We start from the raw sequence: 24,315 nt of genomic DNA on the forward strand, positions 1-24,315 counted from the left end.
TTATAACAAGAGGATACCTTCGGCCGAGGATTGCGCGGAAAAGGATACCTTTTTCTAAGACCAGCTACCTTACTTTGCACGGAAATCAATTTTATACTTAAAGCGCTTACATTAAATGCGGTCAAAGGAGAATGAATGATGAAAAGGAAAAAGGGTTGGGCATGGGGCATCACTTTGGCACTCCTTCTTTCGCTTCTGGGCGGCTGTTCTTCCGGGGGGAATAACGCAGCGACATCGGGCGGCAATACAGGCAATGGGGGTAACGCGGGCAACGCTCCAAGCGCCGGGGATTCCGGTGAACCGGTTACTTTGCGATTCAGCTGGTGGGGAGGCGAGGACCGGCACGCGGCGACGCTGGAGGCGATCGAGGCCTACAAGAAAATCGCTCCGAACGTCACGATCGAAGCGGAATATCAAGGCTTTGACGGATACGAGCAAAAGATCAAAACGCAGCTGACCAGCGGAACGTCGGCCGACATTATGCAGCTCGACTTGCCATGGGTGCAGGAATTGGTGACGAAAGGGGACTTTTTCCTCGACCTGAAAACGATGTCGGATTTCGACGCGACGGGATTCGACCCGACGTTCCTGGACAACTTCGGCGTTTATGACGGCAAGCTTGTTGCGGTTCCGACCGGCGTCAACGCGTACTGCCTGATCATCAACAAAACGCTGGCCGACCAGCTTGGGATTCCGGCGGACATCGCGTGGGATTGGGATACGCTGTACGAACAAGGCAAGAAACTGCATGAAGCGGATAGCGGCAAATATTTGCTGCTCGCCGACCATGCGGCCCTGACCCAGGATTTCCGCACGATGTTGAAGCAGCGCACGGGCGAGCAGTGGATCAAAGAGGATTACACCGTAGGATTTGCGAAGGAAGATGCCGCCGCCAGCTTCGAATGGCTGCAGAAGGCGATGGAGGCGGGCGTGTACCAACCGATCGGCGAAGCCGACCTGTTCTTCGGCAAGCTGGATCAGAACCCGAAATGGATCAATCAGGAAATGCCGATGACCACGTCGATGAGCAGTACGCTGCCTACCTTGAAAACGGTGCTGCCGGAAGGGACGGAGATCGTCACGGCGTTGCCGGCGATCGCCAAGGACGCGAAGAATAGCGGCGTCGTCGTCCGTCCGTCGCAGCTGATCGCGGTGAGCAAGAATAGCAAACATCAAGAGGAAGCCGTGAAGTTCCTCAATTGGTTCATGAACGATCCGGATGCGGCGGTCATTCTGGGCGGCGTGCGCTCGATTCCGCCGGTGAAGTCCTCGCAGGAGGCTGCCGTTGCGGCGGGCAAAATCGATGCCGCCATCACGAATGCGGTCGAGCTGGGATTGAGCCATGCGGGCCTGGTCGACAACAGCCTCTCCAACAACTCGGAAATCGGCAAAATTCTGGAGGACGTGATTCAGAAGGTCAGTTATAACAAATCCACGCCGGACCAAGCGGCGGATGAGCTGATCGCCAGCCTGACCTCCAAGTTGGCCGAGATCAAGGACAGACAATAAATATACGGGTTTAGCGGTAGGAAGGGAGAGAGTCCGCAGTGATCAAGCGCAAGAAGAACTTCCAATACGTCGGACTGCTTTACATTTCGCCATGGATCATCGGCTTGCTGTTGTTTCAGTTCTATCCGTTCCTGTCCTCGCTGTATTATTCGTTTACGAATTTCAATATGGTGAGCGCGCCGAAGTGGATCGGGTTCGATAACTACAGCAAAATTTTCACGGGGGATCCGGAATTTTACCAGTCATTGAAGGTGACGGGACTCTACGTGGTGCTGGCCGTTCCGGTCAAGCTGGCCTTCGCTTTATTTATCGCCATGCTGTTAAGCGCGAAGCTGAAGGGCATCAACTTTTTCCGTACGGTGTATTATCTCCCCTCCATTCTGGGGGGGAGCGTGGCGATATCGGTGTTGTGGCGGTTTCTGTTTATGAAAGAAGGCGTGGTAAACCATATGCTGGGCGGCCTGGGCTTAGGCCCGGTCGACTGGCTGGGCAGCCCGGACGTCGCCCTGTATACGCTGGGTCTGCTGACGGTATGGCAGTTCGGCTCGTCGATGGTCTTGTTCTTGGCCGGGATTCAGCAGATCCCCAGCGAATTGTATGAGGCGGGTTCGATTGACGGGGCCTCGAAGACGAGAATGTTCTTCAAAATCACGGTGCCGTTGCTAACGCCGATCGTCCTGTTTAATCTGGTCATGCAGATGGTCAACGCGTTCCAGGAATTTACCGGCGCGTTCGTCATCACGGGCGGAGGGCCGCTGAAGTCGACGTATTTATACGCGCTGAAGCTGTATGAGGAAGCTTTTACGTTCTTTAATATGGGTTACGCTTCGGCCTTGTCCTGGGTTCTGTTCGTGATCATCATGGGCGTGACGGCCATCATTTTCAAAACCTCGGGCAACTGGGTGCATTACGAGGACGGGAGGGGTTAATATGAGAGGTTCCAGTACAGTTAAAGGCCGCTTATTCAACTACGTGTTTCTGATCTTGCTCGGCCTCGTCATGATCTACCCGCTCATTTGGCTGTTTACCTCCTCGTTTAAGACGAATGCCGACATCTTCGGGTCCAGCAAGCTGCTGCCCGGCACGTACGTGTGGGATGCTTATGCGCTGGGCTGGCAGGGGACGGGGCAATACGGGTTCCAGGATTTCTTCGTCAACACGTTTATTCTGGTCGTGCCGACCGTGCTGTTTACGATTTTTTCCAGCGTGGTGGTCGCCTACGGGTTCGCCCGGTTCGAGTTTCCGCTGAAAACGACGTTGTTCTCGATCATGATCGCTACCTTGATGCTGCCGAACGCTTCGATCATGATTCCCCGGTATATTTTGTTCAATGAGCTGGGGTGGCTGGATTCGTATTTGCCGTTTATTATACCGGCGGCTTTTGCCACGGGGGCCTTCTTCGTGTACATGATGATCCAGTTCATCCGCGGCCTCCCGCGGGACCTGGACGAAGCGGCGACGATCGACGGCTGCAATTCGTTTACGGTATTGACCCGGGTGCTGCTGCCGCTCAGCAAGCCGGCGATTTTCTCGGTGGGGATCTTCCAATTCATGTGGACGTGGAACGACTTCTTCAACTCGATCATCTACATCAGCAGCGTGCGGAAATTCACCGTGTCGCTGGGGCTGCGGCTGTCCCTGGACGCCTCGTCGGCGGTATCCTGGAATCAGGTCATCGCCATGTCGGTGGTCAGCATCGTCCCTTGCGTCCTGCTGTTCTTCCTGGCCCAGAAATATTTCGTCGAGGGGATCTCGACGACCGGGTTGAAGGGGTAGGGGAGAGCGGCGACCTTGCCGAGCTGCGCAATCCGTGCGGGGAGCTGAGCGGGAGGCATGAATTCTCAATGGTGCGGATGAGTCGCGGGCGGGATGAGTTGAACTAGCTGATTCTGCCTTAGCTGATTCTGCCTAAAATGTGGTATTCCGTACAACATTTTAGCCGCAATATCGCCTCTGGAAGCCGAAATGTTGCATTTTGTGCAGGATTTTGGGGCGTATACCGAGGTATAGAGCGAAATTGTTGTACAAAATGCAGGCCTGTTGATTAACCAATATTAGGAAATGAGATTTCGTTCATCAAATACGATTTCCACTCAACAGGTAATTTCTCTAACTTAAATAAACGATCGAATTGGGCAAACGACAACCGGGCGGAAACGTGTACCCATGAGTTGCCCTGTTCAAACCAAAACTTAAGCAACACATAGACGAGCAACGCCGTATACAACTGGCCGTACACCGCATTGGGCGTTGTCCCAAACAGTTTAGTGACATTCAGATGCTGTTTTATCCAGCGAAAAAGAACTTCAATTTGCCACCGGGTCTTGTAAATGTGGGCGATCCGCTCTGCTGAATGCTGATGCAAATTCGTTGCCAGAATCAGGACTGCAAAGAGCAATCGCCGCGTGTAGTAGACGCTTAAACACACCAAACGGCACATCTTTAGCTTTCTTGGACAACGTGGAGTGGTCAACCACCTTGAGGCCACTGTCTGCTAGGCGGGGGGCTGCATCCCGATAGCCGCTCCACCGCTGAAAGGCCGCTTCGGCCAAGAACAAAAACAGGTCATATCCTGTGAATTTTCGGGCAACATCCGTGTAGCCAACTTCTGCAAGCAAATCGGTGATTTGCTCACGAGAGAATACCGTTTGCAGAATATTGGAGAATGAAGTAGACTTTTTCATGAGGTCGCCTCGTTTCGGATGTTTGTAGGGGTACAAACACTTTACCGAATCGGCGGCCTTTTTTCTACCTTTTTTTGGCTAATCAACAGGCCTGTACAAAATGCAACATTAGCGCGTGTGAGGACACTGGGCCCGGAAAAATGTTGTACGTTATGCAACAATCCGAATCCGCGTCACTAAGTAGCGACTGCTTTCCTGTTGGACAGGGGAGCGGTCGATTTTTTTGTTAATCGCCAGGGTTTTGCAAGTGACTTTGTACGATTTATCGTACAAATCCTGCACCTGGTGATTACACGAATGCTTCTTGTACGATTTATCGTACAAAATCCCTGCATCCGGCCGTGACATGAGTGATTTTGTACGATTTTTCATTCAAAATTCCCACAACCGGCTGTGACATGAGCGTTTTATACGATTTTTCATACAAACCTCTGTACCTCGCCAGGTTTTTCATGCAAGACCTTGTTCATAAAAAATCCCCTCCGGCGACAACCGTGAGGGGATCACTCCATTCAAACCTACGGGGCTGCGGGGCAGCCTACCCTAACTGCTTCCCGGAAGCGCCGGCCCCAGCCGCTTCCGCTTTAAAGAAGTTCGGCAGGTACTCTTTGTTCGCTCCCAGCATTTCGTCGAGCAGTTGGATAGCGACCTCCACCGACGGGACGAGCGGATGATGGGCCAGCGCCTGCAGGGCGAGGTCGCGGCTGCCGGTCACGGCGGCGTCGATGGCGAGCTGCTCGTAAGTCTTGACCGCGTGGATCAAGCCTTTGGCCATCGGCGGGATTTTCGTCAACGGGAGGGGGAGCGGGCCGGTTTTGGTGACCACGCAGTTCACCTCGATGCTGGCGTCGTCCGGCAGGAAATCGAGGATGCCGTTGTTGGCCACGTTCAGCGTCTGGATGTCGTTCGTGCCGTTATGCAGCGAACGCATCAGGTTGACTGCCGCCTCCGAGTAGAACGCGCCGCCGCGCTGTTCCAGCTGCTTCGGTTTCTCCTTCAGCTCGGGATCGTTGTAGAGCTCGAATAGCTCTTCTTCGACGCGTTTGACGACCTCGGCGCGATTCTGCCCTTGCTTCAGGGAATCCAACTGCTCCTCGAGCATCGCGTCGGTCATGTAGAAATATTTCAGATAGTAGGAGGGCAGGGCGCGCAGGGACCGGAGGAAATCCGGGTTCCATTCGCGGGCCGGCACGTTTTTGGCGCTATAACCGGCGGTATCGGCCAGCATTTCGTCCAGCTTATCTTCGCCGTTCACGTCGATCCGCGACACCCAATGCAAATGGTTCAGGCCGACGAATTCGGCATAGACCCGGTCGGCGGCGACGCCGTATTTGGCCGACACCTGCTTGATCAGGCCGATCGGGGCGTTGCAGAGGCCGATGCTCTTCACCCTGGAATACTTGAGGATCGCTTCCGTCACCATGCCCGCCGGGTTGGTGAAGTTCAGCAGCCAGGCGTCCGGCGCCAGCTCCTCGATGTCGCGGCAGACGTCCAGCAGCACGGGAATCGTCCGCAGCGCCTTCAGCATGCCGCCGGGGCCGGTCGTCTCCTGGCCGATCACGCCGTATTTCGGCGGGATCGACTCGTCGCGGGCGCGGGCGTCCAGCATGCCGACGCGCATCTGCGTGCTGACGAAGTCCGCGCCGGCGATGGCCGCGCGGCGGTCCGTCGTCAGATGCACCTCGATCGGCAGACCGGACTTCTCGACCATCCGTTTGGCCAGGTTGCCGACGATGTTCAGCTTGCGCAAGCCCGGTTCGATGTCGACGAGCCACAGCTCGCGCACCGGAAGCTCGTTGTGATGCAGAATAAAGCCCTCGACCAGCTCGGGCGTATAGGATGATCCGCCGCCGATGACGACGATCTTTAAACCTTGTTCCGTCGTTGCCAAGATTGATCACTCCTGTCTTGTCGTTAGTTTAAAGAGGTTGTTCAAAAAAGTCGTCTTCCCATGATGAAACAGTACAGGGAGCGGAATCGACGTCGAATCTTGAATTCAGCCGGCCAAGCCTATGCTTCCGATGCATGTTTCCTCCGGAAACATTTGAGTTGCTCACGTAGATCTGTCTACGCTCCGCTACTTTCGTCCCTAGCTTCTTTCAACCTTCTCGGTCCTGGAAACCCGACTTTTTGAACTCGCACTTAATGGCGTCAAAGTCGCGGTACGCTGCCATCCGCTCATGCACTTCGCCGGAGACGGCGAGGCCGTCTTCCTCCATCGCCGCCCACACCGCGCCGACGACCGGCTCCGTGGCCAACGTCACCACGGCGGCGTGCGGCGCCTCCGCCCGAACGGCCCGCTCGATCGGCCCGCGGATCCAGCCGCGGTCGCCCCGGGTGAGCAGGCTGCCGGCCAGGACGACGTCAAACGCGTCGTCCTTCATTCCCAGCCTGCGGATCACCGCCACGGCCGATTTGCCGAGCTCGATCCCCTGGCGGAGCAAAATCTCCAGCGCCACCGCGTCCCCCTCCGCGGCCGCCGCAAACAACAGCCGCGCCGCGTCCACCGGGACGTGCTTGCCATGATCGAGGAAATCATGGAACATGTCGTCCACGCGCGCGTAGCCGAGCATCTCCAGCAGCAGCCCGGTCAGCCGGGTGGGCTGCTCTCGCCCGTCCCAGGCGCGGATGACGGAGCGGAACACCTCGATATTGAGCGCGCCGCCGCCGCCGAAATCGCCGTACATGTAGTCGAATCCGCCGCATTGGACATGCTCGCCCTGCGGATTGCGACCGGCCGAGTTGGTGCCGGTGCCGCAGATCAGGGCGACGCCGTAAGGGCGGTTCGTGCCCGCGCGCAGCCCGATCATCGTGTCGCAGTTGATCGTATATGTCGTAAACCCGATCGATTGCACCATCGGGTGGAGAATCCGGTAATCCGCCTCGCGGTCGGCGCCGGCCAGCCCCAGATAGGCGTGCCGCAGGTCCTCCAGGCGGAGTCCGGCTTCGCCGAGGGCCATCTCCGCGGCTTCGCGGATGCTGGCGGCCGCCGTAGCGGCACCAGTCTGATGGTTGCCGTTCCCGCTGCGGCCTTTGCCGAGCACATGGCCGTGCTCATCGGTCAACAGGGCGTAGGTTTTCGTGCCGCCCCCGTCGATCCCCAAATAATAAGCCAATCGTCGTCACTCCTTATGGACGGTAGTTTCGCGGATGATCAGCTCCGGATCGATCCGCTGACCGGCGCCGCGCTTCATGCGCCCGTCGATGCGCTTCAACAGCATGTCGGCTGCCGCCAGCGCGATTCGGTCCGCCGGCTGCCGGACGGTGGTGAGCTGCGGACGCAGCCGCGAAGCGATATAGTGATCGTCGTAGCCGACGACCGTGACCCGGCCCGGCACCGAAATGCCGGCTTCCATCAGGGCATTCATCACTCCGAGGGCGATGTTGTCGTCGCCGGCGAACACGGCGGAGGGCAGGCGCCCTTCGCCAATCCAACGTTTGCACGTGTCGTAACCGAAGGCGATTTCAAATTCCCCGTTCACGATGTCGAACGGTTCCAGCCCCTGTTCTTGGAGGGCTTGCAGAAATCCGCTGCGCCGCTCCCTTGTACTGCGGAACATCTCCTGTCCGCACAAATGGGCGATGGACGTATGGCCGAGCTCCAGCAAATGCTTGGCGGCCGCATACCCGCCCTTGAAGTTGTCGATCGTCACGGAGAAGCTGTCGTTCTCCGGCTTCTGGTTGTCGATCAGCACGTACGGGATGCCGCGGCGCTTCAGCTCGACGATGTAATTGTCCTCCTCCATCGGGGAGAGCAGGATCAAGCCGTCCACCCGGTCCTCCTGAATCAGGTAGTGGGTCTCGTCGCTATCGATCCCGGTCGTAATCGAAATCGCCAGGAAATACCCGTGCAGGGCCAGTACTTCGTTCAATTCCTTGACGACCTGGTCGAAAAAAGAATCCTGCAGCGTCGTCACGATCACGCCGATAATTCCGGTTTTCCCGCTGGCGAGGCTGCGGGCGGCCGCGTTAGGGCGGTAGTCCAGCTCCTTCATGGCTTCCAGCACCTTCTGCCGGTTCTTCTCGCGCACGCTTTCCGCGCCGTTCAGGACGCGGGACACGGTAACGACGGACAACCCGGATTTTTTGGCGACGTCAAAAATGCTAACCTTCATTTCAATTTCTCCTTGCGGCGGATTTTCCGTACCTGGAACGCTATCTCGTTATCTTTAGTATATATCAGGCCCGGCTACGCTGTCCGCTTGTTCTGGGTTGCACGATAAGGCGCGGAAGACCGCCCCTGCCGGGGCGGCATCTTCCGCTTTGGATTCGCCCGCAGTCGGCGGCTCCTGGATAATGAACGGCGGTTGCGGATCAACGTTTAAGAATTTCTTCGACCTTCTGTTGTATCGTCGGCATCACTTCCTCTACGGATTTATGGCCGGTTTCGATCGGCTGCATTTCGTTGATGAACATATCGTTGATTTGCGAATAATTGGTGACCAAATGGTTGTAGGACTCGAACCCGTATTTCGTCGCGCCTTCGTACACCTTCTTCACGTCCGCCGGATCGATGCCTTCAAAATGCTTGTAATACGTTTCGGCCGCTTGGGTATTCACCGGCGGATTGCCGCCGCTCAGCTCGATCGACTTCTCCTGTACGTCGTCGGTGAGCAGGAATTTGATCCACTCAAACGCTTCCTTCGGGTGCTTGGAGTCCTTCAGGATCAGCAGCGGGTCGACGAACAGCGTGCTGCGCACCTTGTCGTTGCCGCCCCACGGCACGGCCGCTACCCCGATTTTGAACGGAAAATCGTTTGCTCCGGCCAGGTTCCAGGAACCGCCGACGGACATCCCGATTTTGCCGGCGACGAACGGATCGCCGTTTTGGCCGGCGACGCTTTTGCTCCACTCGGAGTTCGGCGACACCTTGTCCTTGAAAATAAGATCGAACAGCTTGTTGTAGGCCGCGATCACTTCCGGCGAGTCAAAATGGGTTTCCGACGGCACGCCGCCGTTCGTCCAGGTATCCGCGGAATAAGGCTCCGCGCCGAAATACAGCGGACGCATGTCGCGTTCGGCCCAGGTGAAGTCCACGCCGTACTGCGTTTTGGCGATGTCGTCGGAGATGACGGTCATCTGCTTGGCATCCGCGACCATTTTCTCGAACGTCCAGCTCTTGTCTTCGAAGTCGCTTGGCGGATAAGGAACCCCGGCCGCATCGAACATGTCTTTGTTATACAGCATCAGCGTGACGTAGATGTTTACGGGAATGCCGTACGTGCGGTCGTTTACTTTGTAGATGTCCATCAGGTGCGAGGGAATGCTGTAGTCGTCCGCGTTAAAGCCATCCTCCGCCATCAGGTCGGTCAGGTCGAGCAGCATGTCTTTGTTGTAGTACTCCGCGAAGCCGCCGTAGCCGTAATGGCTGGTCACGTCGGGGGAATTGCCACCGGCGATCAGCGTCTGCAGCTTGCTGTCGAACTGCTCGTAAGGGGCTTTCTCCACTTTTACTTTAATATTCGGGTGGGCGGCCTCAAATTCCGGAATCAGCTCTTCGATAAACGTGCGGTCCGGCGAGTCGATCGTGTAGTGCGTGATCGTGACCTGTTCGGTGTTGCCCCCGCCATTGCCGGAGTCCCCGCCGGAGCTGGTGCCGGAGCCGACGTCGCCGGCGGATTTGCCGCCGCTGCAGGCGGACAGGATGGTAGCAAGGAGCAGGATGGTCCCTACTAAAACGGATAACTTTTGCTTCGGTGCTGCGGGGTTCTTTGTCATAATGCCGAATCCTCCTTGGTTTATGTGGTGGACGCCGCCCGTTGCGGCAGTCAGGACTTGATGCCGGTGAGTACGATGCCTTCGACGAACTGCTTCTGGGCGACGGCGAACAGCGTGACGATCGGGACCATCGCGAGCAAGGAGGCTACCATCAGCAGATGCCACGGCGGGATGCGGAACCGCGACGAGGTGAGGGAGGCCATGCCGACCGGAAGCGTAAACAGATCGGACGAGCTTAAGTAGAGCACGGGGGTCAACAGGTCGTTCCAGCTGTAGATGAAAGCAAAGATCGCCACGGTGGCCAGGGCCGGTCCGGAGAGCGGAAGGGCGATCGTGTACCACATGCGCAACTCGCTGCAGCCGTCGATGCGACCGGCGTCGAACAGCTCTTCGGGCAGGGTGGAGAAGAATTGGCGCAGCAAAAAGATGTTGTACGCCGACCCGAAAAACGCCGGCACGATCAGCGGCAGGAACGTATCGATCCACTCCAGCTTGGAAAACAGCACGAACTGCGGAACCATGATCGCCGGGTAAGGCAGCATCATCGTACTGAGCAGCAGCATGAACCAGAAGTTATTGCCCCGGCCGCGGTATCGTGCGAACCCGTAGGCTACCAACGCGGAGGAGAGCAGCGTGCCTACCACTGTCATTACCCCGATGATCAAGCTATTCTTGTACAGGGTGGCAAACTGCAGCGTATCGAAAATTTCGACGTAATTGCCGAAGCTCCAGCTGGTCGGCAGAAAGGTCGGCGGAAACTTCAGCATTTCCCGATGCGATTTGAGCGAGGTGGAAACCATGAAGAACAAAGGAAGCAGCATCAGGAATGTAGTTGCGACCAAGGCAATGAAGCTGACGATTTTTACCGCGTCCGGCTTTCGGCGGCGGGACCTTGCGGCGGTGGAGCGGGAAGATGACATGGCTGCCGGAAAAGGGTTCATCTATCGTCCCCCTCCTTCGTAGTGAACGTAACGGTTCGAGACCTTCATGATGAGGGCGGTGCACAGCATGACGGCGATCAGCAGCACCCAGGCGAGGGCCGAGGAGTACCCGGCGCGATACTCTTTGAAGGCGCTGGTGTAGAGGTTGTAAACGTAAAACCAGGTGGAGTAATTGGGACCGCCTTGTGTCATGACGAAGGCCTGCGTGAACACCTGAAACGAATCGATGATGCCCATGATGAGCTGGAACAGCAGGACGGGCGAGATCATCGGCAGGGTCACGTTGCGGAAGATCCGCAAGCGGCCGGCACCGTCGAGCTTGGCGGCTTCGATCAGACTGGCCGGCACGCCCTGCAGCCCCGCGAGAAACAGGATCATGCCCGACCCGGCGGTCCAGAAGGTCATGATGATCAGCGCATAGAGGGCGGTGTCGGGGTCCATGAGCCAGGCCGGTCCGCGGATGCCGAACCAGGACAGCATGTAGTTGAACAGGCCGATCTGCGGATTGAAAATCCAGTACCACAGCAACGACATCGCCACCCCGGAGACCATGCTGGGAAAATACATCGCCGTCCGGAAAAAGCCCCGCAGCGGCATCGTCTGATGGAGCAGCAGCGCAAATCCCAGCGACAGCAGCAATTGCACCGGTACGCTGAGGAAGGTGAACTTCAGCGTCACCGCCACGGACTGCCAGAACAAATCGTCCCGGAACATCTCGGCGTAGTTGGCGAATCCGACGAATTCGGGCGGGTGGATAATGTCGTAATCGGTAAAGCTGTAGTACAGCGAGGCCAGGATCGGATACAAGGCGAACACCAGGAAGCCGATGAGCCAGGGGGAGATGAACAGATACATGTAGAACGTTTGCCGCCGGCCTTCACGATGAGTCACGGAACCACCAACCTTTCTCATTAAAAGTTTAAGCGCTTTAACTTTCGAATAACAAAATAGAGTTAGACATAGATTGTGTAAGGTTTGTACGGATTAAAGTTAAAGTGCTTTAATTTTGATCCGTCGTTAACCCTATCATAGGGGATGCTATGGAAATAATCAACCCTCTTTTTTTGAAATGGAATCGCTTTCTGTAAAGATATGTGACATAAAGGGCGGGAAATTGAAAATTTTCGCAAGTGATTGCTGGGATAATTCGAGAAACTCGATGGATTGCGGAGAGTCTATGTCAGGTTGTATAACGTCAAACGACACTGTGAGTCATTATGGATGCTCGGTTTGGTATTCGGAGTGAAGGGGCAACGGAGGCATTTCGAGAGGGTTCGAGCGGAAGCGGTAATTTCGAGCGGCAATAAGGGACTTTTTGGACGCTATTTCCGGTCTATCCCCGCTAACCCCAAAAATAGAGGTAATATAGGGCCTTATTTTTCCCGGTCGGCAGGGTGAATGGCCTTTTTCCTGCTTGCAAAGTGAAATAAGGCCATTTTATGGCCCTATTTTAAAGAAAACTTGTGATTTTGCGAAAATAAGGCCCTTTGGTTCCGCTATTTCCGGCGAGGTAGCGCTAAAGATGGCAGGAGTGCGTCCGCAAGGTAGATCTGCTTTCGGCTTAAACGGGGGGATGCGGCGGCTGGGTCAGAAATCCGTCGATTTCCAGCGCTTTTTTCTCGATTTCCTCGCGGGTCAAAATGCCCTTGTCGATCAGCAGCTCCATCATTGCGCTCAGGGCGACCAGCTGGTGGTAATGCTCTTCCTTCATATCCGCCAGCTTGGCGAGCACGTTAACCTCATTCATCGGAGTGGAATAATAGGAATCCATGATTAACCTCCTTCAGGTAGGCTTCCGTCGGTGGCGACGGCAGTTTTTCCTTGATAAATCAAGCCTGCGACGGGTTGGCTGCTCGCCGGAATCCACGCGTGAATCCCGAAAATTCCCTGATAGATAAATGCTTCAGAGCCATCAAAATATGGTAAAATAAATCTATCAATCTATCGCATTGGTATTAGTGTAGTCCGCAAGGAAGTCAAACATTCCAATTTACAGAAAAAAAGCTGCAAACTTCCCAAGATCACGGCAACTTATGCCCGGTTCATGACGTTAAGGTAATAAAGGGAAACTCGTGAATATAGCTTTGCCGTATCGGCATACAGTTGAAGGGGACCTTTGCTTGCAGGGGATCGAGACAGACAATGGCCACCGGATATTTGGGGTAGAGTTATGGAGGGGGAGAGTAGAGATGGGATTGTTTGACGATGATTTTTATTCCACCAAGGTGACCGGACGCCGTGTGCGCGTATCCGAAGGCGGCGGCCGCCGGCGTTGGCAGGGCGGAAGGCGGAAGAACCACCGGCCCGGGCTTTCGCTGTCCACGTTGCAAATCTCATTGATCTCTTCCGTATTAAGCGCGGTAGTTGCCGTGCTGCTGTTCAGTTTGATCACGGGACTTCCTTCCTATACCTCCCGGCATTCCGCATCCGAACGCGTGGCTGTAAGCGCGGATGCCGCCGATCCGTATGAACGGATCAGCGCGGCGGCGGCAAAGGTTGCCCCGGCGGTCGTAAGCATCCTCAATCACGGGGAGCCTTCGAATGGCGATCCGGAGCAGGCGGCTCTGGGTTCGGGCGTGATTTTCAAGAAGGATAAAGATAAGGCCTACATCATTACCAACACGCATGTCATTAGCGGCGCGGAGGATTTGGAGGTCGTGACCAGCGACGGACATTCGCGCGTAGCCAAGGTGACCGGGCAGGACTCCATCAACGATATCGCGGTGCTGGAGATTGACGGCAAAGGCATCGATGCGGTGATCGAGCTTGGGGATTCCAAGAAGCTGCGGGCCGGGGAAACGGTGATCGCCGTGGGTAATCCGCTTGGACTCGGGGGGACGCTGACGTCGGGCATCGTGAGTTATACCAACCGGATGATTCCGGTGTCGCTGAACCAGGATGGCGTTTACGACTGGGAGCAGGAGGTTATCCAGACCGATGCCGCGATCAATGAAGGCAACAGCGGCGGGGCGCTGGTCGATTTGAACGGCCGGTTGATCGGCATCAACACGATGAAGATCGCCGATACCGGCGTGGAAGGTCTTGGCTTTGCCATCCCCGTTAATGACGTGATGAAGACGGTCGACGATCTGCTGCTGCACGGCAAAGTGGTTCGACCTTATATGGGCGTATATACGCTGGACCTGAACAATCCCTATTCGCCGATTACCGACGAGCAGCGCGAGGATTTGCAGCTGCCCAGCCACGTGACGGAAGGCGTGATCGTGCTCGAGGCCCATGGCCCGGCGCAGAAAGCGGGCTTGCAGCTCAACGATATCATTACCCAGCTCGACAAGCAGCCGATCAAGTCCACGATGGAACTGCGCCGCTACTTGTATGAGAACAAGAAGATCGGCGACGAGCTGGAAGTTACGTACTACCGGGAAGGCAAACTGCAGAAGATGACGCTGCTGTTAACCGACAAACCGTCCGATGCGGAAATCGAAGACGGGCTGGAGGACGAGAAGTAAAGGCAAGCCAAAGAGACTCCATTACATGACAGCCGTAGAACAAGCGACTGAGGTGTAGTCGGGGTCTCTCTTTGAGAGCTGGCGGAGAAAAGAGGGATGATCGAGGTGACCATACCGTTTTCGGGCAAGAGCAGGAATGCCCTGCTGGCGCAAATGGCGGGCACGGATGAACCGCTGGATGTGCTCGTGATCGGCGGTGGGATTACCGGGGCCGGGATCGCGCTGGATGCGGCGGCCCGGGGGATGCGCGTCGGACTGGCGGAAATGCAGGACTTTGCCGCCGGGACGTCGAGCCGATCGACGAAGCTGGTGCATGGCGGGCTCCGCTATTTGAAGCAGCTGGAGATCGGCGTCGTGGCCGAGGTCGGGCGGGAGCGGGCGATCGTCTACGAGAACGGTCCGCATGTGACGACGCCGGAGCGGATGCTGCTGCCGATTTATCGGGGCGGCACGTTCGGCCGGTTCGGCACCTCGCTGGGACTGCGCGTATACGACTTCCTCGCCGGGGTGAAGCGCGGGGAGCGGCGCCGCATGCTGCCGGCGGCGGAGGTGCTGGCGAAGGAGCCGCTGCTGAAGCAGGGCGGATTGCTCGGCGGCGGCTATTACGTGGAGTACCGCACGGACGACGCCCGCCTGACGATCGAGGCGCTCAAGGAAGCGGCCGCCCGCGGGGCGTTGGCGGTCAACTATGCCAAGGTGACCGGGTTCCGGTACGAGGACGCGAGGCTGAGCGGCGCCGAAGTGACGGATTTGCTCAGCGGGCGGAGCTACGAGCTGCGGGCCCGCAAGATCGTGAACGCGGCGGGACCGTGGGTGGACGCGCTGCGTGAAATGGATCGGTCGAAGCAGGGCAAAATGCTGGAGCTGACCCAAGGCGTGCACCTGGTGATCGACCAGGGGCGGTTTCCGTTGCGGCAGGCGGTGTATTTCGATACGCCGGACGGCCGCATGGTGTTTGCCATTCCGCGGGAGGGTAAGACGTACGTGGGGACGACGGACACCGTATACCGCGGCGATATCGCCCATCCGCGCATGACGGCGGCGGATCGCACTTATATCCTCGGCGCGATCAACGGCATGTTTCCCGGCCTCGCCATCACCGAGGCGGACGTCGAATCGAGCTGGGCGGGCGTGCGGCCGCTGATCTACGAAGAAGGCAAGTCGCCTTCGGAAATTTCCCGCAGGGACGAAATTTGGGAGTCGGCGTCCGGCCTGATCACGATCGCGGGGGGCAAGCTGACCGGCTACCGCAAAATGGCCGAGACGGTCGTCGACCGCGTAGCCGCCAAGCTCAAGCAGGAGCTTGGCCTAAGCTTCGCGGCCTGCTCCACCCGGACGCTGCCGATTTCCGGCGGGAAGGTCGGCGGTGCTGCGGCTTTGCCCGGCTTTGTGGCGCGGAAGGCGCAGGAAGCGGCGGAGAGCGGCCTCCCGCGGGAGCTGGCCGCCAAGTGGGCGAAGAAATACGGCTCGAACGCGGACCGGCTGATCGAGATTTCGCTTGAAGCGAAGGGGTGGGTTCCCGCGGCGCGAATCGGTTCCGGGCCGGACCGGGCGGCCGAGGATCGGAACGATTGCGGGGGAAGCGGGGGTGTTTCGTTTGCCGTTGCACAGAGCCTGCCGGTGGAGGTATCGGCGCCGCTGCGGTATGCCTTGGAGGCGGAGATGGCGATGACGCCGGTGGATTTTTTCGTGCGAAGAACGGGAGCTTTGTTGTTTGATATCGCTTGGGTCCGGCGCTGGAAGGAGCCGGTTATCGCGGCGATGGCGCGTTATTTCGGCTGGTCGGAGGAAGAGAAGGGCCGGTATGCGGATGAGCTGGAGCGGGCGCTGGTTGAGGCGGTAGTTCCGACGGACGCGGATCAGGCCGATGGAATCAATCCGGATGGGGTCAAGCGTGGAAGGTAACAGATCATGTGAATTTTTTGTAGGAACAAGGAATCTGTCCTTTTTCTGTCGAACCATGATTGGATGCAGGTACATGTTAGGGTAGGGGGAGAGGGCAGGGTGTTTATGAAGATAACATGGATGCGAGGCATTTGCGCTTTGGCAATTCTCGCGGCAGCAGGCTTAGCTATGCTGGGGGCAGGGCAGCCGGTTCATGCGGCGGAAGCCGGATTTTCCGATGTGCCGGCGTCCCATTGGGCTTACGACAAGGTGATGTGGGCCAAGGAAAACGGGGTCACGGACGGATATCCGGACGGCACGTTTCGTCCTGCCCAGCCGGTGACGGAAGCGGAGTTTCTGGGAATGCTGGTTCGGGCTTACCCGGAAATCGTATTGGACGAGCTCCCGCCGGGAGAGGATGAGGCGTGGTTCGCTCCCTATTATTATTTGGCGATGGAAATGGAATGGCCGGTGACGCACAAATCGAACCTGCCGATCACCCGCGGCGAGGTAGCCCGCTTGCTGGCAGCATTCTACGGGCAAACCCTGTCCGAAGACGAAGCGGTTCAGTGGGTGCTTAATCAGGGCTTGGCCCAAGGAAAAACCGGCGGCGGCGTGGAAGGCTTCGCTCCCGGTGACGAATTGTCGCGGGCGGAGGCGCAAACGTTCCTGTATCGCTTGAAACTGACGTTGCCGAAGGCGACGAGCCCGGATCTGATCAAGCCGAATATCCAGCTGCAGGGCGTGGAGATCGGCGATACGGCGGCCCGCGTCGTCGAGCTGCTTGGCGAACCGGTGCGCAAGGATGTCACCAACTACGGGCTGGAATGGTACATTTACAACAAGGATTATAAGCATTATACGCAGGTGGGCATCCAGGGCGGGCGCGTGGTCGGCTTGTTCGGCAACCATGAGGAGTGGCGGTTCGAGCCCGACGGGGAGAAGGGACTGGAGAAGCTGCAGACCCGTCTGGCCGCGTTGTGGGACAAAAGCGAAAATCCGCCGCGGGACTATATCGAAACGTATACGCCGAGAGGCCTGTATGTGAATCTGTATCTGGACGAGCACGAGAACAACCGCGTCGACGGGGTCCTGCTGATGGACAAAATGTTTGTAGAGACGAACGTCTACGAGCCTTCCACGCCGGAATCGCTGAAAGCGACGGAGCGGGAAATTTTTGACCTGACGAATGCGTTTCGCGCGCAAAAAGGGCTGAACGTGCTGACCTGGAACGAGCCCGTCGCGGAAGTGGCCCGCTTGCACAGCAAGGATATGGCGGAACGGAATTATTTCGAGCATGACAATCCCGAAGGCAAGTCGGCCGGCGACCGCATGATGGCGAGAGGGATCGGGGCGTTCCGGGCTTGGGGCGAAAATATCGCCGCGGGTTACCTGGATGCCATTGACGGGCATTACGGCTGGCTGAACTCCCTGGGGCATCGGCACAACCTGCTGGAGCCCGCGTTTACGACCCTCGGCGTCGGTGTGGTGGATGGTCTGGATAGCAGCGATTACGACACGTACTATACGCAAAACTTCTACACGCCGCTGAATTGAATATGGTGGGCGCGAAAGCCGGTCGATAGCTCGGTTGCGACAGCAGAAGCGAAGGGGAATCGTCCGGTCGATGTGACCGGGGCGGTTCCTTTTTTGCGCGGAGTATGGTAGAAAAGATAAAGGACAACCTGTTAATACGCAAGCCCCGCGGGAGTGCGGCGCAGAGAAAGGATGCTTTGGAATTATGTACGTCGTATGCAAAGATCATGTGGAACTGGCCATCGATATGTTCGTGGATGAATTTGAGGAAGCCCCCGATGTGGTCGATTTGGAGCACACGAAGTTCATCGACTGGGAGCCCCCGGTGAAATGCCAGGAATGCGAGCGAGAGGCGCGGTTTTTGGTGGTATAATAGCGGCGTTTAGGGCGTCGTCTCGGGCTCTTTGATATGTTTGAAAAGAAGGATCGCAATGGCGATGCCAGCCAGGTTAAACGCGGGGAACAGAATGATTTCCACCGCCGCCATATGGACGCCGGCCGCCAGTTGGCCGATGATCATGGCCGTTAACGCGGTCAGCATCGTTACTGCCTTGACGCAAAGGATAGATGAAAGCAGCAATCCGAATGGTTTTCGCTGCAACAGCAACAGGCCGGAAAGCATCGCGGCCGGAACGACAAAGCCCAGATCCAGGGCTTGAACGACTAAGGTCGTATAATGCTCCAAACCGATGGGGGCGGCGCCGCCGGATAACGAAGGCGCGATTCTTCCTACCCACATGAGCCCGATCACGGCACTGATAAAGATGAGAAATCCGGCGATCGTTCGAACCGGAAGCTTGGGGCTGAAGCTTTGCCGTAAAGCGCTCAAATCCAGGGACATCATCGCGAGCAGGAAAGCGAAGAAACTCAGGGACATCAAGCTAACATCGACCAGAAACAGGTCATTGAACATGGATGTAAATGAATAGGACGCATAGGTGTATAGAAAATAAGCCAGCGTTCCCGCAAGCAGGATTTTTCCTTTCAGCCGGCCTTTTCTGGCTAACGCAAGAGAAACGACCAGCAGCGGAATGCCCAACAGGACGGTGACAACATCCTGGGCTATGGCCTGCGAAGCCATGGATACGGAATCGTTCCGGTACAACCCTTCGCCATAAATCTCAACGGTTTCTCCGCGTACGGACGTGAATTCATGCCTGCCGGGGCCGCCGCTCGAATAAATACCCGCAACTGCCGCTGCAAAGGATAACACCATGATCAGCACGGCCAATACGGTCATTTCCTTCCGAAACTTCATGACAACACCTCCAACTTTTTTGTTGTTGCGTTTATGGATGCTGCAAAGCGCAGAGCGTGAACTCCAAGAAACGATCGATCAGCCGCTGCTTCTGCTTCTCTCCCACCTTCTCCGTGATTAGCCTTAAGATTAGGCCGAACATCGATGTCCAAATGACTTGTGCGGTAAGCTCAATCCGGCTGTCCTCGATCGGATGGCCTTGTTCATGCAAAAATTCCCGCAGGGTTTGGTGCAGCATTCCCATTGCGGGCCGGGATGCGGAAGCTCCCTGAAATAAAACGGAGGTGTGTTCCAGGATCGCCGGCGACTCGCTCAGCATCATGATTTTATATTCGTCCGCCATTCCGGTCATCAGCTCGATGTAGGCCCGCATGCTTGTTTTCAGTTTTTCCTCAGGGCGGCCTGCTGCGGATAAGGATAAGGACAGTTTTTCGGCGATTTGCCGATAGGTGCTCATGATGATCTGGTTGATGATTTCCTCTTTATCTTTAAAATAGTGGTACACGATGGCGGGAGAATACTCGATTTTATCGGCGATTTTGCGTATGGAGATGCTTTCGGCGCCCTCGGTTCTCATAATCTCTGCAGCGGCTTGAAGGATCTTTTCGCGTTTTTCGTTTTTATCGCGTTCTTTTCGGTCTTGAATGCCTATGGGGATCACCTCGAGATGGTATTTTTGCGGCTAACGGTGGCTAAACGACGTTCAATTATTGAACGGTGTTTACTTGAAAATAATACGGAACGTGAACCACGTCAAGGCTGGTATCGTGGAACCGAGCATGATATTGAAGGCTGGAGCAAAAACTTCTTGAAAATGTCAAAAATTAAGCAACTGGCGATACCGGCCGCATAGACCGGTGCCGAACGTTGCAAACGGAGGGCTATCGCTTGTTCATTCAAATTATTGCCGTGGGCAAATTGAAGGAAAAATATTTGGTGCAGGGGATCGCTGAATACGCGAAGCGGCTGACGCCTTACGTCAAATTTCATGTCGTGGAAGTGGCCGACGAGAAAGCGCCGGAGACGATGAGCGAGGCGGAGGTGCTGCAGGTGAAGGAGCGCGAGGGCGAACGCATCCTCGCGCAGGTGAAGAGCGATGCGCATGTCATCGCTCTCGAGGTAGGCGGGCGGCTCTGGAGCTCGGAGGAGCTGGCCGCGGAAATCGACCGGCTCGGCACCTACGGGACGAGCCATGTCGCCTTCGTCATCGGCGGCAGCCATGGGCTCGCAGATAGCGTCCTCAGCCGCGCGCAGCAGCGGCTGTCGTTCGGGCGCATGACGCTGCCCCACCAGCTCATGCGCCTGGTGCTGGTGGAACAGATTTATCGGGCCGTGAAGATTAATCGGGGGGAACCGTATCATAAGTAACGGCAAGTTCACGTTCACATACACACATTTGCTGGTTTCTTTAAAATGAAGAAAACCTGCTGTCACGAAAGCGGGTTTCCTGATATCTAGGGCGGGATTAAGGCAGTTGCTATTTCTGTCTAAGGGTAGGCGTACAACCCGTATCGTTAAGATCCGGACCTTGTATGATTTCTTGATAGTGATCCAACTTATATTCGATGATCTTCTGGACTTCCAGTAATCTAGAGATTTCATTTTGTATCTTTTGCTTATGAATTTCTAGCATCGACTTTTTTTCAGGAATGGTATCGTTACCGCGACTTGAAAGCTCCCGATATCGCTTCATTTCTTCTATCGTCATTCCCGTAGCCTTCAGTCTAGTTAAAAATAGGATACTTTGCACCTGTTCTCTACTATAGACACGATGCCCGTTTTGCTTTCGATCCGCACAAGGCAGTAAGCCGATTTTCTCATAGTATCGGATCGTATCTTTCGTTAAACCTGTTAAATGCGCAGCTTGTTCTATGGAGGTTACCATCTCCGGAATTTCTTCCTTCATTTGTTCATCTCCTTATTCTTTGGTTACCATGGAACTTCGCCATTTTCGTCAAAGAAACCTCCTGTCGGTCCATCTTCGGGAAGTGTCGCAAGGCGTACTACAATTCCGGCGGCTTGCTTGACTGAACGATAACCATTATGACGATTTAAATCGGTGGCCGTATAACCAGGATCAGCAGCATTGATCTTAAGGGAAGTATTCTTGAATTCTTTGGCGAGCATAACGGTTAAAGCGTTAACGGCTGTTTTGGAGCTATTATAGGCCATCAAATTAAAACGGGACCATTCGGAGTAGGGGTCGCTATTTGTAGTTAGCGAACCTAGACCGCTCGAAAGGTTGACGATCCTTCCGTTTGGCCGTTCTCTCAATAAGGGAAGCAAGGTTCTCGTCACTGCAAACATGCCGAAGAAGTTCGTCTCAAAGGTTTCCTTCAATGCAGACATCTCCAGTTGACTGGGGGAGACGCCGCCGTCCTTGGATACTCCAGCATTATTAATCAGAACGTCCAGCGATCCAAATTCCTCTTCAATGTTCTTAAATGCAGCATCGATTGTCTGTTGGTTGGTGACGTCCAGTGGAATATGTCGAGCATTTACACCCTCTTTGATTAAACTAGCTGCCGCTTCTCTCCCTTTCTCTCCGTTGCGCGCACCAAGCAGGATCCTAAAGCCGATGACTCCCAATTGTCTTGCCGTTTCGTAACCAATGCCTTTGTTTGCTCCCGTAATTAAAACAGTCTTTACAGGTTCCATATTTGCCCCTCTTTTCACATTAGGATGGGTTGGTCTTACTAACATAATTGATTCTATAACTTGGAGTATACTCCAAGTCAACTAATTGGTAGCCCGCCGTAACCGAATGGCTATCCGAACATGCGGACATAACAGACCCCAAGAGGGGCCCCCTTAAAAGTTGCTGTTACAGACAGCGCGGAGAACCGTACCATAAGTAAATTCCACAATATAACATTATTAAATGAAAAAAGAAAAATTTCGAAGCTGCCGTATTTAAAATTTTTCAAATCTATATGTTTACAAGTCAGCAATACAATCTAATAGCTCCTTTTGCAAGCCTATAAAATGTGCTTTGCCGGAATCCCATTCAACTTTATGCAGCATGCGAGGCATCGGTTCCTGATCTGCATCTTCAAAAAAAACCAGGCTCTTGACTATATGATAGTAGTTAATAGTGCCTCCGTGGAACTTATCAGATAATCGTGAGATAAGCGACGAAACGGATATACCATACTGTTCTAGTGAGTATAAGTCGATAAAGTCTTTCTTAGCGCCCCGTTGACTGGCTACTTTCATGGTGCCAATGTCCAGTAGAGAAGCCATCTTGAAGCTGGAAATATCGCTTGAAGTTACCTAGAGGATAAAGAAGGGGGCGTGGATAATACAGCCAAGTGACTTGTACGCCATTAAAAATCCCATGAAATGTATTGGGCTTAGCCTCCGTTATCATCACTTGCCCCAAAGGGGCCAGCTTGCTTTCAATTTGCTCAGGGGTAAAAGGAGTAGGAGTGAACCAATCGAAATCGATGGATTCGCGGTGCCCTAACATAAATGCAAGGTTGTCCCTCCTACCAAGTAACAATGGGGCATAGGTTCAGACTCAAGTATAAGATTCAAAACAGATTGTCTTGATGAGTCAATGACATTCCAAAACAACGCATCTCCTCCTCCTTCAGGTTGAAGTAGTTTTGCCAATACCTTGCCGTTTTGCGAGATAGGATAAGTGGGGGCATATCAATGATAACCCGCTCAATATAAGTTGGAGCATCGCAATCGAAAACAAGGTGCTTTTCGTACAGTGCATACTTCCGAAGGTTAGTCTCAACTTGCAGAAACTCCTCAGCGAAATTCAGTACTCTTTGGGCGTTGCCTTCTGCCGGGATGGATTCTACATTTAGATGTGCATACTTATTTCGATTCTTGCGAATGATGTCTGCAGTTAGGGTCTTCGCAAAAAAGAAGCACCTTACCTACCCTTCCGGCTTTATTGCGATTTTTCTTATTTTCGGTATTCTCGGTCAATCGTTTATGCAGAACGCCGACTATCCGATTAAATCTAATACCGCAACACAGTGCTGTTCATATACAGCAACATTTTCTGGTGCTTGCCATTCTGATGGTTGTAATGAGGCTGTCTATTAATTGTGGAATGATAGCCTCTCCATCCTATTTTAATACGATATTTCGTACAAAATCCGGTTAACCTGCTAGAACGCAATTATTTCATACGATTATTCGTACAAAAGTGACTCATCTATCAAAACAAACGATAATTTTGTACGGTTTTTCTTACAAATTGGTTAGTTTGGTCGAGTTGGAAGATTTATTTGTACGATTTTTCACCCACATTGTATCATGAGCTGCTTCTCAATCAACCATCCACAGTTAATCGACAGTCTCGTAATGACCGTTATTTATTATCGGCAATTCGGATGGCTAACCAGAACAAGTTCTTTAGAGGAAGAATAAGAGAGCTTTATAATGATTTTGGGTAATATCGGTGTTGACTTTATCCTTGCGCTGTGGGGCGGACCACCATTTCACTGACATCCACATCATTCGGTTGTTCAATCGCGAATGCTATCGCGTTCGCAATTGCATATGGGGATAATGCGATGTTCTGATAAGCTTCAAGTTTGGCTTTCATCTCCTGATCCTCTATCTTGTCCAAGGCATTGGTTTGATTGGAGCCAGGTGTTCGTGTGAATCCGGGTGAAACGATCGTTACACGCAGTTTATCACCGGCCTCTTGACGCAAGCCTTCAGAAATCGCACGAACAGCAAGCTTTGTGCCTGCATAAACCGACATATTAGGCAGAATGCGAAAGGCTGCTGTGGAAGCGATATTAATAAAGTGTCCGGAGCCTTGCTCCCGAAACAGCGGTAGCGCTGCTGCTATACCGTAAAGTACGCCTTTTATATTGATGTCGATCATGTCTTCCCACTCCGCGACTTGTAAATCGTCAAAGGGAGAAAGCGGCATGATACCGGCATTGTTGACAAGAACATCAAGCTTGCCAAATTTCTCGCATGCCAACTGTACAAGACCGGAAAGATCCTCGGACCGTCTCACGTCAGCAACAGCATAAGCTGCCTTGCCGCCAGCCTTAATGATGCGTTTAACTAAATCTTCAAGCCGATCCAATCGGCGCGCGCCAAGCACGACATGCGCTCCTCTCTCAGCAAGCAGCATGGCCGTTGCTTCACCGATCCCGCCGCTTGCGCCTGTGATAACGATGACTTTACCTTTTATTCCTGACACATTCACCACTTCTTTCTTCCGCATATTGTTCTACAGGTTATAGTATAAGAAAGATGAAGTTGTATCCGGTAGACGATTCATGCCTTATTCTTGCCTAATCCTGCCTGGATTAATTACAATGGGTTTATCTGAT

General features: G+C 54.6%; 23 protein-coding genes. 8 read left to right on the plus strand and 15 right to left on the minus strand.

The features are described from left to right. Window positions 1-138 precede the first annotated feature (138 nt). Genes ACQ4N8_RS06625 through ACQ4N8_RS06635 form a run of 3 tightly spaced genes read left to right on the plus strand, consistent with a single transcriptional unit; the run spans window position 139 to window position 3,285 of the window. Window positions 139-1,509: an ABC transporter substrate-binding protein gene (locus tag ACQ4N8_RS06625; RefSeq protein WP_430703548.1), complete on the plus strand. Its 1,371-nt coding sequence runs from the start codon at window positions 139-141 to the stop codon at window positions 1,507-1,509. Window positions 1,510-1,547: 38 nt separating this feature from the next. Continuing rightward, window positions 1,548-2,438: a carbohydrate ABC transporter permease gene (locus ACQ4N8_RS06630; RefSeq protein WP_430703549.1), complete on the plus strand. Its 891-nt coding sequence runs from the start codon at window positions 1,548-1,550 to the stop codon at window positions 2,436-2,438. Window position 2,439: 1 nt separating this feature from the next. Next, window positions 2,440-3,285 (plus strand): carbohydrate ABC transporter permease, encoded by an 846-nt coding sequence (locus tag ACQ4N8_RS06635; RefSeq protein ID WP_430703550.1) that lies wholly within the window; start codon window positions 2,440-2,442, stop codon window positions 3,283-3,285. Between the two features lie 268 nt (window positions 3,286-3,553). On the opposite strand, the gene ACQ4N8_RS06640 is transcribed toward ACQ4N8_RS06635, so the two are convergent. From ACQ4N8_RS06640 to ACQ4N8_RS06680, 9 genes are all read right to left on the minus strand, one after another. Next, the gene (locus tag ACQ4N8_RS06640; RefSeq protein ID WP_430703640.1) at window positions 3,554-3,907 is read right to left on the minus strand and encodes a transposase; all 354 of its coding nucleotides are present in this window, start codon (window positions 3,905-3,907) and stop codon (window positions 3,554-3,556) included. Then, the gene (locus tag ACQ4N8_RS06645; protein WP_430703646.1) at window positions 3,816-4,193 is read right to left on the minus strand and encodes a hypothetical protein; all 378 of its coding nucleotides are present in this window, start codon (window positions 4,191-4,193) and stop codon (window positions 3,816-3,818) included. Before ACQ4N8_RS06645 ends, ACQ4N8_RS06640 begins: the two co-directional genes overlap by 92 nt. 538 nt (window positions 4,194-4,731) lie before the next feature. After that, window positions 4,732-6,084: a 6-phospho-beta-glucosidase gene (locus ACQ4N8_RS06650; protein WP_430703551.1), complete on the minus strand. Its 1,353-nt coding sequence runs from the start codon at window positions 6,082-6,084 to the stop codon at window positions 4,732-4,734. A 208-nt stretch (window positions 6,085-6,292) separates the two neighbouring features. Then, complete coding sequence (locus ACQ4N8_RS06655; protein ID WP_430703552.1) at window positions 6,293-7,309, minus strand: N-acetylglucosamine kinase; 1,017 nt, start codon at window positions 7,307-7,309, stop codon at window positions 6,293-6,295. A gap of 6 nt (window positions 7,310-7,315) precedes the next feature. Continuing rightward, complete coding sequence (locus ACQ4N8_RS06660) at window positions 7,316-8,308, minus strand: LacI family DNA-binding transcriptional regulator (protein ID WP_430703553.1); 993 nt, start codon at window positions 8,306-8,308, stop codon at window positions 7,316-7,318. A gap of 199 nt (window positions 8,309-8,507) precedes the next feature. Beyond that, complete coding sequence (locus ACQ4N8_RS06665; protein ID WP_430703554.1) at window positions 8,508-9,911, minus strand: ABC transporter substrate-binding protein; 1,404 nt, start codon at window positions 9,909-9,911, stop codon at window positions 8,508-8,510. 50 nt (window positions 9,912-9,961) lie between these two features. Further along, complete coding sequence (locus ACQ4N8_RS06670; RefSeq protein WP_430703555.1) at window positions 9,962-10,852, minus strand: carbohydrate ABC transporter permease; 891 nt, start codon at window positions 10,850-10,852, stop codon at window positions 9,962-9,964. Then, window positions 10,853-11,707 (minus strand): carbohydrate ABC transporter permease, encoded by an 855-nt coding sequence (locus ACQ4N8_RS06675; RefSeq protein ID WP_430703641.1) that lies wholly within the window; start codon window positions 11,705-11,707, stop codon window positions 10,853-10,855. A 706-nt stretch (window positions 11,708-12,413) separates the two neighbouring features. Further along, window positions 12,414-12,623, minus strand: coding sequence for a hypothetical protein (locus ACQ4N8_RS06680; protein WP_430703556.1), 210 nt, complete (start codon window positions 12,621-12,623; stop codon window positions 12,414-12,416). Between the two features lie 418 nt (window positions 12,624-13,041). On the opposite strand from ACQ4N8_RS06680, the gene ACQ4N8_RS06685 reads away from it, so the two are divergent. The 4 genes from ACQ4N8_RS06685 to ACQ4N8_RS06700 all read left to right on the plus strand — a co-directional run bounded on the left by ACQ4N8_RS06685 (window position 13,042) and on the right by ACQ4N8_RS06700 (window position 18,115). Beyond that, window positions 13,042-14,322, plus strand: a complete 1,281-nt coding sequence (locus tag ACQ4N8_RS06685) for a S1C family serine protease (RefSeq protein WP_430703557.1) — start codon at window positions 13,042-13,044, stop codon at window positions 14,320-14,322. A gap of 96 nt (window positions 14,323-14,418) precedes the next feature. Then, on the plus strand, window positions 14,419-16,227 hold the full coding sequence (locus ACQ4N8_RS06690; protein WP_430703558.1) for a glycerol-3-phosphate dehydrogenase/oxidase: 1,809 nt from the start codon (window positions 14,419-14,421) through the stop codon (window positions 16,225-16,227). A 105-nt stretch (window positions 16,228-16,332) separates the two neighbouring features. Then, on the plus strand, window positions 16,333-17,763 hold the full coding sequence (locus ACQ4N8_RS06695; protein ID WP_430703559.1) for a CAP domain-containing protein: 1,431 nt from the start codon (window positions 16,333-16,335) through the stop codon (window positions 17,761-17,763). A 184-nt stretch (window positions 17,764-17,947) separates the two neighbouring features. After that, entirely contained in the window at window positions 17,948-18,115 is a 168-nt protein-coding gene (locus tag ACQ4N8_RS06700; protein ID WP_430703560.1) for a CxxH/CxxC protein, read from the plus strand. 9 nt (window positions 18,116-18,124) lie between these two features. Here ACQ4N8_RS06700 and ACQ4N8_RS06705 read toward each other — a convergent pair whose 3' ends face one another. Both ACQ4N8_RS06705 and ACQ4N8_RS06710 read right to left on the minus strand, forming a co-directional pair. Continuing rightward, window positions 18,125-19,000, minus strand: coding sequence for a hypothetical protein (locus ACQ4N8_RS06705; RefSeq protein WP_430703561.1), 876 nt, complete (start codon window positions 18,998-19,000; stop codon window positions 18,125-18,127). 31 nt (window positions 19,001-19,031) lie between these two features. Next, the gene (locus ACQ4N8_RS06710) at window positions 19,032-19,661 is read right to left on the minus strand and encodes a TetR/AcrR family transcriptional regulator (RefSeq protein WP_430703562.1); all 630 of its coding nucleotides are present in this window, start codon (window positions 19,659-19,661) and stop codon (window positions 19,032-19,034) included. A gap of 227 nt (window positions 19,662-19,888) precedes the next feature. On the opposite strand from ACQ4N8_RS06710, the gene rlmH reads away from it, so the two are divergent. Next, window positions 19,889-20,368, plus strand: coding sequence for a 23S rRNA (pseudouridine(1915)-N(3))-methyltransferase RlmH (gene rlmH / locus ACQ4N8_RS06715; protein ID WP_430703563.1), 480 nt, complete (start codon window positions 19,889-19,891; stop codon window positions 20,366-20,368). A gap of 109 nt (window positions 20,369-20,477) precedes the next feature. Here the strand turns inward: rlmH and ACQ4N8_RS06720 are convergent, their stop codons facing one another. The 4 genes from ACQ4N8_RS06720 to ACQ4N8_RS06735 all read right to left on the minus strand — a co-directional run bounded on the left by ACQ4N8_RS06720 (window position 20,478) and on the right by ACQ4N8_RS06735 (window position 24,206). Further along, the gene (locus ACQ4N8_RS06720) at window positions 20,478-20,906 is read right to left on the minus strand and encodes a MerR family transcriptional regulator (RefSeq protein ID WP_430703564.1); all 429 of its coding nucleotides are present in this window, start codon (window positions 20,904-20,906) and stop codon (window positions 20,478-20,480) included. 23 nt (window positions 20,907-20,929) lie between these two features. Continuing rightward, window positions 20,930-21,658, minus strand: a complete 729-nt coding sequence (locus ACQ4N8_RS06725) for an SDR family oxidoreductase (protein ID WP_430703565.1) — start codon at window positions 21,656-21,658, stop codon at window positions 20,930-20,932. Window positions 21,659-21,937: 279 nt separating this feature from the next. After that, window positions 21,938-22,216: a hypothetical protein gene (locus ACQ4N8_RS06730; protein WP_430703566.1), complete on the minus strand. Its 279-nt coding sequence runs from the start codon at window positions 22,214-22,216 to the stop codon at window positions 21,938-21,940. Between the two features lie 1,213 nt (window positions 22,217-23,429). Continuing rightward, window positions 23,430-24,206: an SDR family oxidoreductase gene (locus ACQ4N8_RS06735; protein ID WP_430703567.1), complete on the minus strand. Its 777-nt coding sequence runs from the start codon at window positions 24,204-24,206 to the stop codon at window positions 23,430-23,432. Window positions 24,207-24,315: the final 109 nt, after the last annotated feature.

Source organism: Paenibacillus macerans, assembly GCF_050565405.1.
Lineage (GTDB): Bacteria > Bacillota > Bacilli > Paenibacillales > Paenibacillaceae > Fontibacillus > Fontibacillus macerans_B.